This is a genomic window from Streptosporangium carneum, assembly GCF_027922005.1.
Classification (GTDB): domain Bacteria; phylum Actinomycetota; class Actinomycetes; order Streptosporangiales; family Streptosporangiaceae; genus Streptosporangium; species Streptosporangium carneum.
In genome coordinates, this window is record NZ_BSEV01000014.1 from 33,884 (window position 1) to 51,906 (window position 18,023).

The 18,023-nt window shown below is 72.8% G+C and carries 15 protein-coding genes; 10 read left to right on the forward strand and 5 right to left on the reverse strand.

From position 1 onward, the window contains the following. Positions 1–269 precede the first annotated feature (269 nt). The 6 genes from PKF00_RS26615 (at position 270) to PKF00_RS26640 (ending at position 6,381) form a co-directional block, all read left to right on the forward strand. On the forward strand, positions 270–1,379 hold the full coding sequence (locus PKF00_RS26615) for a PucR family transcriptional regulator (protein WP_271220508.1): 1,110 nt from the start codon (positions 270–272) through the stop codon (positions 1,377–1,379). A gap of 117 nt (positions 1,380–1,496) precedes the next feature. Next, on the forward strand, positions 1,497–2,393 hold the full coding sequence (locus tag PKF00_RS26620) for an ACP S-malonyltransferase (RefSeq protein WP_271220371.1): 897 nt from the start codon (positions 1,497–1,499) through the stop codon (positions 2,391–2,393). Further along, a complete protein-coding gene (locus PKF00_RS26625; protein WP_271220372.1) occupies positions 2,390–3,346 on the forward strand; it encodes a beta-ketoacyl-ACP synthase III in 957 nt (318 codons plus the stop codon). The genes PKF00_RS26620 and PKF00_RS26625 overlap by 4 nt, the downstream gene beginning before the upstream one ends. 72 nt (positions 3,347–3,418) lie before the next feature. Next, on the forward strand, positions 3,419–3,658 hold the full coding sequence (locus PKF00_RS26630; RefSeq protein ID WP_271220373.1) for an acyl carrier protein: 240 nt from the start codon (positions 3,419–3,421) through the stop codon (positions 3,656–3,658). Positions 3,659–3,713: 55 nt separating this feature from the next. Then, a complete protein-coding gene (gene fabF / locus PKF00_RS26635) occupies positions 3,714–4,946 on the forward strand; it encodes a beta-ketoacyl-ACP synthase II (protein ID WP_271220374.1) in 1,233 nt (410 codons plus the stop codon). A 13-nt stretch (positions 4,947–4,959) separates the two neighbouring features. Next, a complete protein-coding gene (locus PKF00_RS26640) occupies positions 4,960–6,381 on the forward strand; it encodes an acyl-CoA carboxylase subunit beta (RefSeq protein ID WP_271220375.1) in 1,422 nt (473 codons plus the stop codon). Between the two features lie 439 nt (positions 6,382–6,820). Here PKF00_RS26640 and PKF00_RS26645 read toward each other — a convergent pair whose 3' ends face one another. Further along, positions 6,821–7,315, reverse strand: coding sequence for a DUF3145 domain-containing protein (locus PKF00_RS26645; RefSeq protein ID WP_271220376.1), 495 nt, complete (start codon positions 7,313–7,315; stop codon positions 6,821–6,823). A gap of 203 nt (positions 7,316–7,518) precedes the next feature. On the opposite strand from PKF00_RS26645, the gene PKF00_RS26650 reads away from it, so the two are divergent. The 4 genes from PKF00_RS26650 (at position 7,519) to PKF00_RS26665 (ending at position 12,447) form a co-directional block, all read left to right on the forward strand. Beyond that, positions 7,519–8,580, forward strand: a complete 1,062-nt coding sequence (locus tag PKF00_RS26650) for a S8 family peptidase (RefSeq protein WP_271220377.1) — start codon at positions 7,519–7,521, stop codon at positions 8,578–8,580. A 61-nt stretch (positions 8,581–8,641) separates the two neighbouring features. After that, positions 8,642–9,214 (forward strand): RNA polymerase sigma factor, encoded by a 573-nt coding sequence (locus tag PKF00_RS26655; protein ID WP_271220378.1) that lies wholly within the window; start codon positions 8,642–8,644, stop codon positions 9,212–9,214. Then, on the forward strand, positions 9,211–9,675 hold the full coding sequence (locus PKF00_RS26660; protein WP_271220379.1) for a hypothetical protein: 465 nt from the start codon (positions 9,211–9,213) through the stop codon (positions 9,673–9,675). Before PKF00_RS26655 ends, PKF00_RS26660 begins: the two co-directional genes overlap by 4 nt. Continuing rightward, entirely contained in the window at positions 9,676–12,447 is a 2,772-nt protein-coding gene (locus PKF00_RS26665) for a CHAT domain-containing protein (RefSeq protein WP_271220380.1), read from the forward strand. It abuts the gene before it with no gap. On the opposite strand, the gene PKF00_RS26670 is transcribed toward PKF00_RS26665, so the two are convergent. The 4 genes from PKF00_RS26670 to PKF00_RS26685 form a co-directional block, all read right to left on the reverse strand. Continuing rightward, entirely contained in the window at positions 12,387–13,199 is an 813-nt protein-coding gene (locus PKF00_RS26670; RefSeq protein WP_271220381.1) for a sulfurtransferase, read from the reverse strand. The two genes, PKF00_RS26665 and PKF00_RS26670, sit on opposite strands and share 61 nt — an antisense overlap. Then, the gene (locus PKF00_RS26675; protein WP_271220382.1) at positions 13,196–14,428 is read right to left on the reverse strand and encodes an alkaline phosphatase family protein; all 1,233 of its coding nucleotides are present in this window, start codon (positions 14,426–14,428) and stop codon (positions 13,196–13,198) included. Before PKF00_RS26675 ends, PKF00_RS26670 begins: the two co-directional genes overlap by 4 nt. Beyond that, the gene (locus tag PKF00_RS26680; RefSeq protein ID WP_271220383.1) at positions 14,425–15,015 is read right to left on the reverse strand and encodes a DUF5998 family protein; all 591 of its coding nucleotides are present in this window, start codon (positions 15,013–15,015) and stop codon (positions 14,425–14,427) included. The genes PKF00_RS26675 and PKF00_RS26680 overlap by 4 nt, the downstream gene beginning before the upstream one ends. Before the next feature lie 202 nt (positions 15,016–15,217). Next, a complete protein-coding gene (locus PKF00_RS26685; RefSeq protein ID WP_271220384.1) occupies positions 15,218–17,938 on the reverse strand; it encodes a bifunctional acetate--CoA ligase family protein/GNAT family N-acetyltransferase in 2,721 nt (906 codons plus the stop codon). Positions 17,939–18,023: the final 85 nt, after the last annotated feature.

Here is an 18,023-nt window from a genome sequence, read left to right on the forward strand (position 1 = left end):
GCCGGGGCGCCCACGGCGCCCCCTCTGCCCCGGTCCGACCCCACCGGACCTCGCCGGACCTCGTCGTGGCCCGTCCGCCGCGAGGGCCCGCGACGTCTCCCCGTGGCGGGCGACGGCTGTCGCATCTCACGCGACCTGGCACTCTTAGTGACGTGAGGGAGCGGAGCGAGCGAGCGAGCAGACACGGTGACGTCGCGGTCGAGGCCGGGGAACGGAGCATCGACTCCGACCGGGTGCGGCAGGACACCACGCGCAGGCTCGAACGGGCCATGGGCGCGCTGGGGACGGCCGCCATGGCCCGGATGGACGACCGGCTGATGTGGTTCCGCGCCCTGTCCGCCGAGGACAGGTCCTGGGTCGGGCTGGTGGCCCAGGCCGGAATCGCCGCGTTCGTCGAGTGGTTCCAGCACGCGGGAGAGGGTCGTCCGACTCCCAGCATCGAGTTCTTCGGCACCGCCCCCAGGGAGCTGAAGCGGTCCATCTCGCTGCAGCAGACCGTGGACATCGTGCGGATCGTGGTCGAGGTCGTCGAGGCGCAGACCGGGGAGCTGGCCGCGCCCGGCGGGGAGGACCAGCTCCAGCAGGCGATGCTCCGCTACACCCGCGACGTCGCCTTCGCCGCCGCCCAGGTCTACGCGCGGGAGGCGGAGGCCCGCGGCGCGTGGGACGCGCGTCTGGAGGCGCTGATCGTGGACGCGCTGGTCAGGGGCGAGGTCGACGACGGCCTGCACTCGTGGGCCGCCGCGCTCGGCTGGACCTCCTCCCCCATCGTGGTGCTCGCGGGGCAGACGCCCGACGACGACCCGCAGGCGGTGATCGACGGGCTGCGCGACCGGGGCCGCAGGTCCGGGCTCGACATGCTCGCCGGGGTCCAGGGCGGGCGGCTGATCGTGATCGTGGGCGGCGCGGACAGCGTCGGCGCCGCGGCCAAGCACGTGGTGCCGCGCTTCGGCCCCGGCCCCATCGTGATCGGCCCCGAGGTGAACGACCTCCAGGCGGCGGCGAGCTCGGCGCGCGCGGCGATAGCCGGACTGCGGGCCGCCGCGGGCTGGCCTGACGCCCCCAGACCCGTCCACGCGGAGGACCTTCTCGCGGAGAGGGCCATCGACGGCGACACCGACGCCAGGAACCAGCTGATCGAGAACGTCTACGTCCCGCTGACGGGCACGCCGCTCCTCGACACCCTCGCGACCTACCTGGAACAGGGCACGTCCCTCGAGGCCACGGCACGGTTGCTGTTCGTGCACCCGAACACGGTCCGGTACCGTCTGCGCAAGATCACCGAACTGACCGGCTACCAGCCGACCGAGGGCCGTTCGGCCTTCACCCTGCAGGTGGGGCTCATTCTCGGCCGCCTCTCCGAGACGGTCGCGACGTAGCCGCTCCCCCTTAACCTCCGCGAAACCCACGTTGTAGGACACCTACAAGATACTGAGCACAAAGTTCGTCAGGATCCCCAGCCGTGTAGTGAACTCCTACAGGGCAGGCTGGATTTCGTGCTCGTACTCGTCGCGCCGGGCCAAGGCGCCCAGACTCCAGGTTTCCTGACCCCGTGGCTAGAGTTGCCGGGTCTGGCGGACCGCCTGTCCGCGTGGTCCGACCTGGTCGGCCTCGACCTCGTCGCCTACGGAACGACCGCGGACGCGGACGAGATCCGTGACACGGCGGTGGCACAGCCCCTGCTCGTGGCCGCGGGCCTCGCCGTCGCCGAGGCCCTCGGGGCCTCCCCCGACGTCGTCGCCGGGCACAGCGTCGGCGAGCTGACCGCCGCCGCCCTGGCCGGGGTGCTGACCCCGGAGCAGGCTCTGACCCTCGTGCGGGAGCGCGGCCTGGCCATGGCCGAGGCCGCCGCGGTCACGGAGACCGGCATGCTCGTCGTCCTCGGCGGCGACGAGGAGGAAGTGCTCGCCACCATCGAGAAGCACGGTCTCACCCCCGCCAACATCAACGGCGCGGGACAGATCGTGGCCGGCGGCACCCTGGCGCAGCTGGAGGAGTTCAAGGCGGCTCCTCCCGCGCGGGCCAGGCTGATCGCGCTGTCGGTCGCGGGCGCCTTCCACACGGTGCACATGGCTCCCGCGGTCGACCGGCTGCGCGAGGCCGCCTCCGCCGTCACGCCCGCCGACCCGTCCGTCACGCTGCTGTCCAACGCCGACGGCGCGGCGGTCGCGGGCGGCGCCGAATTCGTCGACCGCCTGGTCAACCAGGTCGCCAACCCGGTCCGCTGGGACGCCTGCATGGCGACGATGGCCGACCTGGGGGTCACCACGATGATCGAGCTCACGCCGGGAGGCACGCTGACCGGTCTCGCCAAGCGCGCGCTGCGCGGGGTGAAGACCGTCGCGCTGAAGACCCCCGACGATCTGGACACTGCGCGGGAGGCGCTCAAGTGAAGGTGCAGCAGGGCGCTCCCGGCGCGAGGATCCTGGCCTTCGGCCACTACCAGCCGTCCAACGTGGTCACCAACGACGACCTTTCGGCCACCATGGAGACCAACGACGAGTGGATCCAGAGCCGGGTCGGCATCAAGGAACGCCGGATCGCCCCTGCCACCGAGTCCGAGATCGACCTGGCCGTGCAGGCGGGCGGCAAGGCCGTCGCCGCCAGCGGCCTGGCGGTCTCCGACATCGACCTGGTGATCGTCGCCACCTGCACGCTCGAGACCCAGATCCCCAACGCCGCCGCCAGGGTCGCGACCCGCCTCGGCATCGACGCCCCGGGCGCGTTCGACGTGAACACCGCCTGCTCGGGCTTCTGCTACGCCCTGGCGGTCGCCAACGACGCCGTCCGCGCCGGTTCCGCCACCCACGTGCTGGTCGTCGGCACCGAGAAGCTCTCCCAGTGGATCGACTGGACCGACAGGGCCACTGCCGTGATCTTCGCCGACGGCGCGGGCGCGGCGGTCGTCGGCCCGTCGGACACCCCGGGGATCGGCCCGGTCGTGTGGGGCAGCGCGGGCGACAAGTCCGAGGCGATCATGATCAAGGATCGCGACTCCTTCCTGAGCCAGGAGGGCCAGACGGTGTTCCGCTGGGCCACCACGACGCTTCACCCGGTGGCCAGGGAGATCTGCGAGCGCGCCGGGGTCGACCCCGCCGACCTCGCGGCCTTCGTGCCCCACCAGGCCAACCTGCGCATCATCGAGGCCATCGCCCGCAAGATCGGCGCGGAGAACGCCGTCATCGCCAAGGACATCGTGCTTGCGGGCAACACCTCCGCGGCCTCGGTCCCGCTGGCCCTGTCCCGGATGATCGAACGCGGTGAGGTCCAGTCGGGCGGACTCGCCCTGCTGCTGGGCTTCGGCGCGGGCCTGACCTACGCCGGTCAGGTCATCGAGATCCCCTAGAACTTGTACGGCTCCGCCGTACAAACCTGAAGAACACCGAAATCACCACCCAATCCAAGGAGAACACTCGACATGGCCCTGACCGAGCAGGAGATCCTCGCGGGTATCGGCAAGATCATCAACGAGATCACCGGGATCCCGGCCTCCGAGGTCAGCCCGGAGAAGAGCTTCGTGGACGACCTCGACATCGACTCGCTGTCCATGGTCGAGATCGCCGTCGCCGCCCAGGACGAGTTCGGCGTGGAGATTCCCGACGAGCAGCTCAAGCACCTCAAGACCGTCAAGGACGTCATCAACTTCATCCAGAACTGAAAAGGCATCTGGGTACCAACCGGTTTTGACCCGCGATTCACAAGGAGCGCAGAACGTGAACACAGACCAGGTACGTGTCGTCGTCACCGGGCTCGGCGCGACGACGCCCCTCGGTGGAGACGTCGCCTCGACCTGGTCGGCGCTCCTCGCCGGTCAGTCCGGGGTCCGCAACCTCACCGAGGACTGGGTCGACTCAGTGCCGGTGAAGTTCGCAGCCGTAGCCGCCGTGAACCCGACCGAGGTGCTGCCCCGGCCGGAAGCACGGCGGCTGGACCGGGCCGAGCAGTTCGCGCTGGTCGCCGCCCGTGAGGCCTGGGCCCACGCCGCGATCGAGAAGGTCGACCCCGAGCGCCTCGGCGTGGTCGTCGGCAGCGGCATCGGCGGCATCACCACGATCCTGGCCGCCTACGACACCTTCAAGGAGAAGGGCTGGCAGCGGCTCTCTCCGTTCACCGTGCCGATGCTGATGCCCAACGGCGCCGCGGGCTGGATCGGCATCGAGGTCGGCGCCCGCGCCGGCGTACACGCCACCGTGAGCGCCTGCGCCACCGGGGCCGAGTCGATCGGCTACGGCATCGAGATGATCCGCTCCGGCCGGGCCGACGTGGTCGTCGCCGGCGGCACCGAGGCGGCCATCCACCCGCTGAACATCGGCTCGTTCGCCGCCATGCGCGCGATGTCCACCAGGAACGACGCGCCCCACCTCGCCTCGCGGCCCTGGGACAAGAACCGCGACGGGTTCGTGCTCGGCGAGGGCGCGGGCATCGTGGTGCTGGAGTCCGAGGAGCACGCCCTCGCCCGCGGCGCGAAGATCTACGCGGTGGCGGCCGGCGTCGGCTACTCGGCGGACGCCCACCACATCGCCCAGCCGGAGCCGACCGGCGCCGGGGTCATCCTGGCCATGCGTCGCGCCCTCGAGAACTCCGGTCTCACCGGCGCCGACATCAAGCACGTCAACGCGCACTCCACCTCGACGCCCGCGGGTGACGTGGTCGAGACGATCGCGATCAACGAGGTCGTCGGCGACCACCCGCTGGTCACCAGCACCAAGTCGATGACCGGCCACCTGCTCGGCGGCGCCGGCGGCATCGAGTCGGTCTTCACCATCCTCGCGCTGCACGAGCGGATCGCACCCGCCACGATCAACATCGACGAGCTCGACGAGGGCGTCGCGGTGGAGATCGTGCGCGACAAGCCGCGTGCGCTGCCCGACGGCCAGATCGCCGCGATCAACAACTCCTTCGGGTTCGGCGGACACGACGTCGCCGTGGCCTTCACCAGCATCTGACAGGGAGCCCGTGATGACTGTGCTCGACAACAGGGTGGTGACCGACGCCTCCGAAAAGGAGGCTGCGGATCCCCGTGATCCTCAGGTGCGCCTCGCGGCCCTGCTCGACGAGGGCTCGGTCCGGCTGATCTTTCCCGTGGACCGCAGCGGCGTGCTGTCCGCGATGGGCCGCGTCGAGGGCGTGCCGGTCGTGGCGTTCGTCAGCGACGCCCGCGTCCAGGGCGGCGCCATGGGCAGCGAGGGCTGCGAGCACATCGTGCACGCCTACGACGTCGCGGTCCGCGAGCGGGTCCCGGTCATCGGCGTGTGGCACTCCGGCGGCGCCAGGCTCGCCGAGGGCGTGGAGTCGCTGCACGCGGTCGGCCGCGTCTTCGCCGCGATGACCCGCGCCTCCGGCGTGATCCCGCAGCTGTCCGTCGTGGTCGGCCCCGCCGCCGGCGGCGCCGCCTACGGCCCCGCGCTGACCGACATCGTGATCCTTGCCGACGAGGGCCGCATCTTCGTCACCGGCCCCGACGTGGTCCGCAGCGTCACCGGCGAGCAGATCGACATGGCCGCCCTCGGCGGGCCCGAGCCGCACAGCAAGCGCAGCGGCGTGGTCCACGTGGTCACCAAGACGGAGACCGACGCATATGTCCAGGCCCGGCGCCTGGCCGTGCTTCTCGGCCACCAGGGCCGGGTCCGCACCGAGGTGGAGGAGGTCGACTTCTCCGACCTGCTCCCCGAGAACGTCCGCCGCGCCTACGACGTGAAGCCTCTGGTCAAGGGGCTGCTCGACGAGCCCGGCGTCGAGCTGCACGCCAAGTGGGCTCCCAACATCGTCACCACCCTCGGCCGTCTCGGCGGCCGGACCGTCGGCGTGATCGCCAACAACCCGATGCGCCTCGGCGGCTGCCTCGACTCCGCCTCCGCGGAGAAGGCCGCACGGTTCGTCCGCATGTGCGATGCCTTCGGAGTGCCGCTGGTCGTGCTGGTCGACGTCCCCGGCTACCTTCCGGGTGTCGGCCAGGAGCACGACGGCGTGGTCCGCCGCGGCGCCAAGCTCCTGCACGCCTTCGCCGAGGCCTCCGTGCCGCGGATCACCCTGGTGACCCGCAAGGCGTACGGCGGCGCCTACATCGCGATGAACTCCCGCTCGCTGGGCGCGACCAAGGTCTTCGGCTGGCCGACCACCCAGATCGCGGTCATGGGCGCGGTCGCCGCGGTGCGCATCCTCAAGCGCCGTGAGCTGGCCGCCGCGCCGGAGGACGAGCGCGCGGCCCTGGAGGCCAAGCTCGCCGAGGAGCACGAGGTCCTCGCGGGCGGGCTCCAGCGAGCCGTCGAGCTCGGCGTGGTCGACGAGGTCATCAAGCCCGAGGAGACCCGCGGAGCGATCGCCAAGGTCCTGGCCCAGGCGACCCCGGCCCGCGGCGCCCACGGCAACATCCCGCTCTGACGCCGCCGCACCTCTTCATGACGCCCCCGTACGGTCCGCCGTACGGGGGCGTCGTGCTTCGCCACCCCTTCGGCAGGCCCGCTGGACTCGCCCTCACAACCACGACGCCGACGCGGCGGCCGGCCCGCCCGGGCCCCGACGCGTTGACCGCACTCCATCGAGCTCGCCTTCCAGAGCGCCGGCGCGGCGAGTGGCGGCACGGACCTGTTCGGCGCGGGTGAGCGACGTGCGGGCGGTGGACGCCGGCGGTTCCCTCACTTTCGGCGACGGCTTCTCAGCGTCGGCGCCTCAGCGCCGGCGCAGGCCGTAAGGGCGCGGCGACGTCACTCAGCGTAGTCGCCGCCCTCTGTCAGGGGCTCCGCCGCGACCGTCCGCGGTCCGCGTGCTCCGCCGTGCCCGGTGACGCGCGCGCCTCGTCACACGGCGGTCGCGCGCCTCGTCACACGGCGGCGTGCAGCCAGCGGACCGGGGCGCCCTCGCCCGCGTAGCGGAAGGACTCGAGCTCGGCGTCCCACTGCTTGCCGAGCATGCGGTCCAGCTCCTCCTCGAGCACCACCCTGCCCTGTCGCGCCATCAGCATGGCCGAGCGCAGCCGGTCCTCGGGGATGAGGATGTCTCCCGTGGCCCCGATCACCGCCGTGAACGCGCCGAGCGACGGGGTGTAGGCGTGGCGTGATCCGTCGGCGCCCGGTGAGGCGTCCTCCGTGATCTCGAAGCGGATCCGCTGCCAGCCCATCAACGACGAGGTGATGGCCGCCGCGGTCCCCTGCCGGGCCTCCCACTCGGCCTGTGCGCGCACGTGACCGGGCGCGGCGGGCTGTGGAGTCCAGGTCAGGTCTACGGGCACGCCAAGGACACCTGCGACCGCCCATTCAATATGAGGGCACAGCGCAGGCTGAGCTGAGTGGACGTAAAGCACGCCACGAGCAGACACCGGACCTCCCGTTTCGTACGAGGTGCGCCTTCCCCAACGGCCTCGCCAGGATGATCACAAGTGACTGAAGGAGAGACTACCGTCGGTTGTGACGCCGCACCAGTGGGGGGTCATACCGAGATGTTGCGACGCGAGGGCACGACTACGGCATCCTCTGAAAGGAAAACACCCATCGACCTGGTGATCAACCCCTGGAGTGCCGGATGGACGCCGATATCGAACAGGTGGGGCCCGGCGCGGGAGCGCAGGCGCTGATCAGGCCCGGCCAGCTGCTCACCGACGCCTCAGGGGCCGCGGCCGCCGCCAGATGGACCATCGCCGTGGCCGAGGCGGACGGGATCTTCCGCGTGCGGCTCTCTCCGGGGGTCGACGTCTGCGACCTGGTGACCACGATGCGTGCCCAGGGTCACACCGCCTCCCCCAACCACGTCCTGGTGGGTCAGCCCCTCTTCTTCGGGGGCCCCGCCTCCCGCCCCTTCCCCGCCGACCCCGTCCCCGCCCCGCGGGCCGCCGGGTCCGGCGGGAGCACGGCGTCCGTGGCGGTCGCGGACACCGGCCTGGCCGCGCACCCCTGGTGGCACGAGCGTCCCTGGTTCGAGGAGCGACGGCACGAGGCGGCCGACCTGCCCGACTCGGACGGCGACGGCCTGATGGACCCCCAGGCCGGGCACGGGACGTTCGTCACCGGACTGGTCCTGCGATCGGCCCCGGAGGCACAGGTGCGCCCGCTGCGGGTGCTGGACGGCCACGGCCTCGGGGACGAGGCGGGGTTGCTGCGCGTGCTGGGCAGGCTCAGGAACGACCCACCGGACGTGCTCAACCTCTCCTTCGGCGGGCACACCTTCGACGACCGCCCCTCCCCGCTGGTCGAGGCCTCGCTGGCCGGGCTGGCGGGCACGGTCGTGGTGGCCTGCGCGGGCAACACGGCCTCGACGCGCCCGTTCTGGCCCGCCGCGCTGCCCGAGGTGGTCGCCGTGGGCGCGCTGGACACGACCGAGGCGGCCAGGGCGCCGTTCTCCGCGCACGGCCCGTGGGTGAACGCCTGCGCCAGGGGCGAATGGCTGACGAGCGCCTTCCTGCGCCACGGGGCCTTTCAGGGATACGCCCGGTGGAGCGGGACCTCCTTCGCCGCGGCCGTGGTCAGCGGGGCGATCGCGGCGGCGACCGTCGAGCGGACCTCGAAGGAGGCCGCGGCGCACGTCCTCGATCCGTTGCGGACCCGGCAAATTCCCGATCTGGGGGTTGTCGTGCCCACGCCAAGGTAAAGTCTCACCCAAAGTCTTCGCATGAACACCCAGAGTGTTCGACGTGGCCTCGGAGGCGCCGGTGAGTGACCAGCACACGATCGACGCCGCACTGGCAGGCGACCAGGCGGCGTGGGACGCGCTGGTCACCCGCTTCTCCGGCAGGCTCTGGTCGGCTGTTCGCGCCTACGGCCTGAGCGCGGCGGACGCGGCCGACGCGGTGCAGGGGACATGGCTGCGGCTGGTCGAGAACCTGCACACCATCCGTGATCCGGAGCGGATCGGGGCGTGGCTGCTCACCACGGCCAGGCGCGAGGCCTCCCTTCTGAGCAGGCGCAACCGGGGCGAACGACTCATCGGGGACCCGGCGATCACCGAGCACTCCGACTCCGGCCCTCCGCGAACCGGAAACGTCCATCCCGATCCGGCGCTGGCCGTGCTCTCCGCCGACGAGGGCCGCCGGTTGTGGCGGACCGTCGAGACGATGCACGAGCCGTGCCGCTCGCTGCTCCTGCTGATGGCGACGGCGCCGGACGCGGGAGTCCACCAGCTGGCCGGACGTCTGGGCATGCCCAGCGGCAGTTACGGCCCCACCCGGGGCCGCTGCCTGAACCGGCTACGCACCATGCTCACCGCCCAGGAGGCTCAACCGTGACCCGACATCCCCCCGCGATCGACGACGAGTCCCTGGTCGCCGCGCTCCGCCTGGCGGCGGGCAGGGATCCCGTGCCCGCGCACGTCTCGGCCGCGGCGAGGGCGGTCTTCGGTCTGCGGGTTCCGGGCGCCTCGGCCGCCCTCCCCGTGGCGACGGCCGCCCCGCTGGGGGTCCGGTCCGCGGACGAGGCGCGGCTGTTGCGCTTCACCGCCGCCGAGCTCACGGTGGAGCTGGAGATCACCTCTGTGGACGGCCTGGTGGACCTGGCCGGGCAGGTGTCGCCTCTTCCCGAGACGGGCACGACGGTCGAGGTGCGCACGCCGCACCTCACCCAGTCGCGTGAGGTCTCGGCGACGGGCCAGTTCGCCGTCACCGGACTGCCTCCCGGCTGGTTCAGCGTGGTGTGCAGACGGCCTGAGCACTGCCCGGTCGTCACGAGCTGGACCAGGATCCGTCCGTAGGTGGTCTTCGACGACGCGGTCGCCACCGCGGAACGGGCGTTGGACCTGTCCGGCAGCGATCCCGCACGGGCCAGGGCCCTGGCCCGCGACGTGCTGCGCTCCGTGACCGCGGATCCGGCCAAGGCCACGACAGACCTCTCCACGACGACCACGGAACAGCCCGAAGCACCGGCAGACCTCCCCACGACGACCACGACCGCGACAGACCTCCCCACGACGACCACGGAACAGACCGGAGCACCGGCAGACCTCCCTCCGGTGACCGCGGCCCTCACCAAAACCACAACAGACATCCTCACGACGGCCGCGGGGCACATCGGAGCGACGGGTCCCACCGCGGCGGGTCGTGCCGACGAGGCGGCGACGGTCGCCCACCGCGCGCTGGCGGTGGCCGCCAGGGAGCTGGGAGATCTGCCGCTGGCCGAGGAGCACCTGAACCTGGCCGTGAGCATCGCGCTTTCGGCGGGCCTGCGGCACAGGGCGGCGCAGGCCCGTCTCTCGCTGGTCCACGTCAGCACCGAGCTCGGCCATCCCTGGCGGGCCCTCGCCGTCGCCGAGGCCGCCGAACCCCATCTCGGCCCGGTCGAGGTGGCCAAGCTCGACGTGCACCGGGCCGTGGCGCTGGTCAGGCTCGGCCGCTACGCCGAGGCCGTCGACCACTGCGACCGCGCGGCCGGTCTCCTGGAGGATGACACCAGGTTCCTGGCGGGGGCGATGCTCAACCGGGGGCTGGCCAGGGTCTTCCTCGGGGAGTTCGACACGGCGGAGAGCGATCTGGTCCGGTGCGCGGAGCTGGCCGGGAGCGCGGGCCTGGACCACCTGCTCGCGCTCGCCGAGGGGAACCTGCCCTTCCTGGCCGCGCGGCGCGGGGACCTGCCCGCCGCGTTCGCCGCCTACCGGCGCGCGGAGAGCAGCCTGTTCGGCTACCCGGAGCGTCTGGCCACGATGCGCTGCGATCTGGCCGAGGCGCTGATCTCGGCCCACCTGCCCGGCGAGGCGCGGGTGCTGCTCGACCTGGCGGTGCCCGAGCTGGCCGCCGCCGGCGCGGAGGTGGCCCTGGCCGAGGCTCGTCTCCTGCTCGCCAGGGCCGAACTGCGCACAGGCGACCCGCACCGCGCCCTGCGAAGCGCGGAGCGGGCCGCGGCGGGCCTCGCGGAGCAGGGACGCGCCGTCCTGGTGCCGCTCGCGACCGAGGTCCTCCTGCGGGCGCGGCTGGCACTCGGCCCGTGGAGCGGGGAACTGCTCGCCGAGACGCTGTCCTGCGCGGACGCCCTCGACGACGCGGGGCACCGGGAGGTGTCCGAGGCGCTCAGGCTCACCGCCGCCGAGGTCGCGCTCGAGATGGGTGAGCGCGAGAGCGCGGACGACCAGCTCGCCCGCCTCGCCCGTGGCGGCCCGGGCGTGGTGTCCCGCCACGCGACGGCACTCGTGCGGGAGCTGGCGGGAGACAGGCGTGGAGCCTTCGCCGCGGTCAGAGCCGGGCTGGCCGAGGTCGGCGCCCGCGCGGCGGCGTTCGAGGACCCGAGGCTGCGCGCCCACGCGGTCAAGGCAGGCGAGCCGCTGGCCGGGTTCGGGCTCACCCTCGCCCTGCGGACAGGGCGGGCCGGGACGCTCCTGGCCTGGGCCGAGAGGTGGCGGGCGGTCGCGGGTGGCGCGGGGCGGCCGGTCGCCCCACGTGTGGACGAGCTCAGGGCGGCGCTCCGTGACACGGTCCTGGTGGAGTTCGCCCGCCACGGCGACGAGCTGGTCGCCGTGGCGGTCACCTCAGAACGCGTCACGCTTCGCCGTCTCGGCTCCTATGCCGCCGTCGCCGAGGCCACGGTCAGGCTCAGGTACGGCCTGCGCAGAGCCCATCTGCGTGACGGGAACGCCCCCGGCGTCGCCGAGGAGGCGGCGCTGGTCGAGCGGCTGCTGCTCGCTCCGCTGCGGAGCAGCGTCGGCGACAGGGCATTGGTCGTCGTGCCGACCGGAGCGCTGCACACCCTGCCGTGGCCGGTCCTGCCGATGAACACCGACCGCCAGGTCTCCGTGGCCTCGGCCGCCGCCGCCTGGCTGGCCGGACGGCGGGCCGCGGGCGTGAGGACCGGAAGGGTCGTGGCGGTCGCGGGGCCGGGGTTGCGGTACGCGGGGGCGGAGGCGGACATGGTCGCGGGCTGCCATCCGGGAGCCGAGCGGGTCGTGGCGTCGCGCCCGGCGGTGATCTCGGCGCTGCGGCGGGCCGAGGTGGCGCATCTGGCGGCGCACGGGACGTTCTGCCCGCGCAGCCCGATGCTTTCCGGCATCGACCTCGACGACGGCAGGCTGATGGCCTACGACCTGCCTCGGCTGCGCACGCCGCCGAGGCTGGTCGTGCTGTCGGCGTGTGAGGCGGGCATGGCGCACGCCCCCGCCGACGGGGCTCCGCTGGGTCTCGCGGGCGCCTTCCTGTCGCTGGGCACGCAGTGCGTGGTGGCCAGCCTGGTCCCCGTACGCGACGACGAGACCCTGACGCTCATGACGGCCTTCCACGAACTGCTGGCCTCCGGCTGCTCCCCCGCCCAGGCGCTCGCCACGGCGAGCGCGAAGACGGAGGTCGCCGGTTTCGTCTGCTTCGGGTACGGCGGCCGGCCCCTGAACCCGCCGACGCGGCCCGCGGATCCGCCGGTCCAGCCGTTGGAGCGGTCGGCGGGCGGGCCCGGACGGCTCGCGGACCGGCGGTGGCGGCCGGGAGGTCAGCCGGTGGCGACGGGTCGCGACGGGTCGGCCACCCAGTTGGACCAGGAGCCGACGTAGAGCGCGGCCTGGATGCCCGCCACCTCGAGGGCGAGCACCTCGTGGGCCGCCGTCACGCCGGAGCCGCAGTAGGCGCCGACCCGCACACCGGGAACGGCTCCGAGGGTGTTGAACCGCTCGCGCAGAAAGTCGGGCAGGTGGAAGCGTCCGGCCGGATCGACGTTCTCGCCCGTGGGGGCGCTGACCGCGCCGGGGATGTGCCCGGCGACGGGGTCCACCTGCTCGACCTCCCCCCGGTACCGCTCCGCGGCGCGAGCGTCCAGGAGCACCCCGTCACCGGCGAGCTCCGCGGCCTGCTCCGCGTCGAGCACGGGCATCCCGCCGGGACGGGCGACGAAGTCGCCGGGCGCGGCGGCCTGGTCGCCCTCGGCGACGGGCAGATCCTCGGAGATCCACGCGCGCAGACCGCCGTCCAGGACCCGGACGTCGGGGTGGCCGAAGTGGCGCAGCGCCCACCAGGCGCGTGCGGCGGCAGTCGAGTCGGCCTCGTCGTAGACCACGACGGGGCGGGAGTCCGAGACGCCCAGGCGGCGCATGGCCTCCTGGAAGCGCTCCGCCGAGGGCAGCGGGTGACGCCCCGCCGCGCCCGCGGGGGCGGCGAGGTCGGCGTCCAGGTCGCAGAAGACGGCGCCGGGGACGTGCGCCTCGCGGTAGGACTCGATCCCGGGCGGGCCGCCCAGCTTCCAGCGCACGTCCAGGATCGTCGCCCCGGCCAGGCCGGACAGCTCGGACGGGGTGATCAGCGGGCTCATCGGGTGCTTACCTCCAGCAAGGGAACATGCTGCTCGGCGGCGGTCAGAGAACCGTGGGTGCCGACGAACGACGACTCGACCGGTTCGGCGACCGAGGCGACGATCGCGCAGTCGGTGTACGGCACGGCGAGGACGTCTCCGATCCTGGGCAGCCATCCGGAGCGCACGCTCGGCCCGAACCAGCCGGACTCGACGGCCTCCTGCCGGGAGACGACCCACGCCCTGCCCGCGAGGACGTCACGCCAGGCGTCGAGCACGGCCCCGGCCGCGCCCCGCTCCGCGTAGACGTGCCTGGCCCTGGTCTCGCCGCCGAGCAGGGCGACCCCCTCGCGCAGCGCGACGCCCGGCCCTGCGGGGTCGTCCACGTCGATCGACTCGGTGACGTTGACCATGCCGTGGTCGGCGGTGACGTACATGGCGGAGCCCGGCGGGAGGGTGTCCGCGAGGCGTTCGGCCAGCCGGTCGACGACGGCGAGCCGTTCGAGCCACTGCGGGGAGCCCCAGCCGAAACGGTGTCCTGCGGCGTCGAGGTCACCGTAGTAGACCGTCACATGGGAACGAGGCTCCGCCAGGGCCGCGCGCGCCCCCTCGACCCGGTCGTCGAGCGTGTCGGCGCCGACGAAACCGACTCCCCGGTAGACGGCCCGGTTGAACGCCGTCGGCCCGAACGCGGACGGGGCGACGTAGCTCACCGGGATCCCCGCCGCGGCCGCGCGCTCGAAGACGGTGGGAGTCGGCTGCCACTCGTCGGGAGGCACCACCGGGCCCGTGGCGGTCCAGCGCAGGCAGTTGAGCAGATAGCCCGCGCCGGGCACGGCGAGTTGGTAGCCGAGCATGCCGTGCTCGCCCGGAGGCAGGCCGGTGCCCAGCGTGCCCAGGCTGGTGGCGGTGGTCGCGGGGAAACCCGCGGTGAGCACCCTGCCCTGCCTGGCGGACAGGAAGGGGGCCGTCTCCGGATGGGCGCGCAGCAGCTCGGCGCCCAGGCCGTCGACGATGAACAGCAGGACGCGCCCCGCGGGTTCGAGGCCCAGCGGGTTGCCGAACTCCGTCAGGCCGGTCTCCGCCCTTCCTGTTTCCGCTCCGTCGCTCGCCCGGCCCGCGCTCCCTGAGCCGGAGGCCCGCCCCGCGATCCCGGGGCTCGTGGTTCGCAGCCCCAGCGCGGCCAGGAGCGAGGACGACAGGTCGGCGAGCGAGGCGGTGCCGTACGCCGGGACCAGCGGGGCGGTCATGAGGCGAAGCGGGCGGTTGCCTCAGACAGGGCCTTGGCGAAGGTCAGCACGTGGGAGACGGCCTCCGGCCCGTCGGCCGCCTCGCTCACCCGCAGGGAGAGGTCGTCGGCCGTGATGGCACCGGTGTATCCGTGGTCCGCCTCGCAGTTCTCGTCGCCGCAGGTGGCGGGCTCCAGGTCGACGTGGGAGATGGCGCCCCAGCCGATGGTGAGCGTGACCTCGGTCGGCGGGACGCCCGGCACGTACGAGGCGGGGTCGGGCACGACCCGGGTCACGGCGACCGACTGGATCCTGCTCAGGCGCACCGCCTCCGTGGTCGTGGAGGCGTGCGAGACCGAGACCCCCTCGACGGGTGAGTGCTCGTCGGTGTGACAGACGAGCAGGCGGCTGGGGGTGAGCACCAGCACGGTGACGTGCCTGCGCACCTCCATGGCGGGGTCGAAGGTGGCCTCGTGGTGCACCACGTAGGCGCCCACCTGCTCCTTGCCCAGGGCGGATTCGACCGCGTCGGCGACCAGGTCGGGATAGTAGCCGCTGCGATCGATGGCGTCGCGCAGGCCGGCGGCCGAGAGTCGGGTTTCCCTCATGGGTCCATCCTGCCCTGTCCGGGGCAGCGGTTTCGCCTGGAGCGCTCGAGGTTCGGCCATCGGCGAAAAATGTTATCCCGACCGAATGCGACTCCTTTGGGGGCCGTAAGCGCTTAATTCGAGATTTACCGTTAATTGTCATTGAGCAGTCAGCGGCGCGGCTTTTCCACTGACCGTCCGCCCGGCCGAGCCGGGCGTCCGCTCAGCCGAGGCGGCGTGGCCCCGCGTCGACCCTGGGACCCTGCGGGCTGCTCAGCACGGCGCGCGCCCCCAGCACGATCACCTCGGACTCCCCGACCAGCACCGGGTCGAGGTCGAGCCTGGCCACCTCGGGAAGGTCGTCCGCCAGCCGCCCGACCCTGACCAGCAGATCCTCCAGCGCCTCGACCGCGACCGGCGGGTAGCCGTACCCGCCGAAGAGCAGCGGAGCCGCGCGCGGCGAGCTGACCAGCATCGCGGCGTCCTCGCGCGTCAGCGGCGCGAGCCGGTACACCTCGTCGCGCAGCAGGCGCGCGGTGACCTCGCCGAGCCCGAAGGAGACGACCGCGCCGAACGCCGAGTCCTCGATGACGCTGACCACGGTCGGCACGGCGGGCTGCGGAGCCATCCGCTGCACCGCGAGCACGGCGCCGGACCCCAGCTGCTCGGTCAGGCCCGCGAAGGCCTCACGCACTCCGTCAGGCCCGGAAAGGCCGAGCCTGACCGTCCCCGCGCGCTTGGCCGCCTCGGGGTCGGCCGCCTTCAGCACGACCGGCCAGCCGAGCCGCTCCGCGGCCTCGACGGCCTCCTCGGGGGAACCGACCACCTCCGCGGGCCACACGGTCAGCCCGTAGCAGGCCAGCAACTCCGAGGGGTCGAGCTCGATCCTGCTCTCCAGCCTGTCCTCCAGAGCGGCCCTGCCCAGTCTCGCCAGCACGATCCTCCGTGCGGCGGCGGTGTCGACGCCCTCGATCTCCTCCAGCACCCCTGCGGGCTGCTTCCTCCAGCGCGCGTGCCGTACGACGTGGGCCAGCGCGCGGACCGCCTCCTCAGGGGCGGCGTACGACGGGATCGACCCCCGCTCGGGCGCCGCGCCCGTCCGCAGCCCGCGCGGCACGCCGATCTTGCCCTCGAACGTGGCCAGCACCGGCTTGCCGCAGTCGCGCGAGACCCTCAGCAGCTCGGCCGCGACCTCGTCCGCCGGGCCCGGGATCGGCGGCATGTAGATGACGACCACCGCGTCGACGTCCTGGACCACCGAGCTCAGGGCCGCCCCGAACTCCGCGGCTCCCGCCCGCGCGCCGAGGTTGACCGGAGGCCTGGGATCGAGCCCCGCCCGCACGCAGGCGTCGACCGCCAGCAACGCCAGCGCGTCCGAGTTGCTGACCAGGCCGACCCTCGGCCCCGTGGGCAGCGGCTGGTAGGCCAGCAACTGCGCCACGTCGAACTGCTGGATCAGGTCCTCGACCCGGATCACCCCCGCCTGCTCGAACAGCGAGCTGAGCGCGGTGTCGGGCAGGCCGAGCACCGGCGCGGCGTGGCCCGTCGGCACGCCCTGGGTCGTGCCGCCGCTCTTGACCACCACGATCGGCTTGCGGCGGGAGATCCGCCGCGCGAGGCGGGCGAACTTGCGGGGGTTTCCCAGCGACTCCAGGTAGAGCAGGATCACATCGGTCCTGGGGTCCTCCTCCCAGTACTGCAGCAGGTCGTTGCCCGAGACGTCCGCGCGGTTGCCCGCGGAGACGAAGGAGGAGATGCCCATGCCACGCTGGGCGACCCGCTGCAGCAACGCGGTGCCCAGAGCGCCCGACTGGCTGAAGAAGCCCACCCTGCCCTGCCCCGGGATGGTCGCGGCCAGCGTGGCGTTAAGCCTGACCGAGGAGTCGGTGTTGGCGATCCCGAGACAGTTGGGGCCGACGACGCGCAGGCCGTACGCGCGGGCGATGCGGACCAGCTCGTCCTGCCTGGCCCGTCCCTCGGGACCGGTCTCGCCGAACCCCGAGGAGACCACGATCAGTCCGCGCACGCCCTTCTCCGCGCACTCCTTGACCACCTCGATCACCCCGTCCGCGGGCACGGCCAGCACCGCGAGGTCCACCTCGCCGTCGATGGCCGTCACGCTCGGGTAGGCGCGCACCCCCGCCACCGCCCGCGCCTCGCGGTGCACCGGGTAGACAGGTCCCGTGAAGTCGGCGGCGAGCAGGTTGCGCAGCACGGTCTGGCCGACGCCGCCCGGCTCCCTGCCCGCGCCGACGACCGCGACGGAGCCCGGCGACAGCAGCCGCTCGATCGAGCGGGACTCGGCCCTGTGCTCGCGGGAGGCCGTCACCTCCTGGGCGGTCTCGGTCGGGGTGAGGTCGAGCGTCATCCTGACCACACCGTCGGCGAACCGGCTCTGCGCGGTGTAGCCGACCTGTTTGAGCACGGCCATCATCTTGCGGTTGGCGGGCAGCACGTCGGCGACGAACCGGGCGATGCCCCGCTCCCTGGCCGTCGCAGCCAGGTGTTCCAGCAGCACCGAGGCGACCCCGCGGCCCTGGTGGGCGTCCTCGACGAGGAAGGCCACCTCGGCCTCCCCCGGCTCGATCCGGTCGTAGCGGATCACCGCCACCATGTCGGCGCCGATCGTCGCGATCAGCGCGACGCGGTCCACGTAGTCGACGTTGGTGAACCGGGCGATCTCACGGTCGGACAGGCGGGGGTGAGGACCGAAGAAACGGAAGTAGATCGACTCCTCGGAGAGCCTGGAGTAGAAGGAACGCAACCGGTCGGCGTCGGCGGGCCTGATCGGGCGTACGTGGGCGGTGCCGCCGTCCGACAGGACGACGTCCGCCTCCCAGTGAGCGGGATACTGAGCAGCCTCCACAGTCCCGAGAGTAGACGTGAATCTCACATGCCAGACCAGCAGGGCAGGTTGGGACGGTTTCACGCAACGCTTGTGCATCGACTGTGGCGCGCTGTCCGGTCCGGACCCCATACGCTGGCCGGAAGCTGTTAAGTTTTTCGCGGCTAGAGGCACGTCAGCATCG

Bases quoted from the DNA above. Each gene is read 5' to 3' on its own strand.
- PKF00_RS26615 (WP_271220508.1), top strand. From the start codon at position 270: ATGGGCGCGCTGGGGACGGCCGCCATGGCCCGGATGGACGACCGGCTG.
- PKF00_RS26630 (WP_271220373.1), top strand. From the start codon at position 3,419: ATGGCCCTGACCGAGCAGGAGATCCTCGCGGGTATCGGCAAGATCATC.
- PKF00_RS26640 (WP_271220375.1), top strand. From the start codon at position 4,960: ATGACTGTGCTCGACAACAGGGTGGTGACCGACGCCTCCGAAAAGGAG.
- PKF00_RS26650 (WP_271220377.1), top strand. From the start codon at position 7,519: ATGGACGCCGATATCGAACAGGTGGGGCCCGGCGCGGGAGCGCAGGCG.
- PKF00_RS26670 (WP_271220381.1), bottom strand. From the start codon at position 13,199: ATGAGCCCGCTGATCACCCCGTCCGAGCTGTCCGGCCTGGCCGGGGCG.
- PKF00_RS26675 (WP_271220382.1), bottom strand. From the start codon at position 14,428: ATGACCGCCCCGCTGGTCCCGGCGTACGGCACCGCCTCGCTCGCCGAC.
- PKF00_RS26680 (WP_271220383.1), bottom strand. From the start codon at position 15,015: ATGAGGGAAACCCGACTCTCGGCCGCCGGCCTGCGCGACGCCATCGAT.
- PKF00_RS26685 (WP_271220384.1), bottom strand. From the start codon at position 17,938: ATGCACAAGCGTTGCGTGAAACCGTCCCAACCTGCCCTGCTGGTCTGG.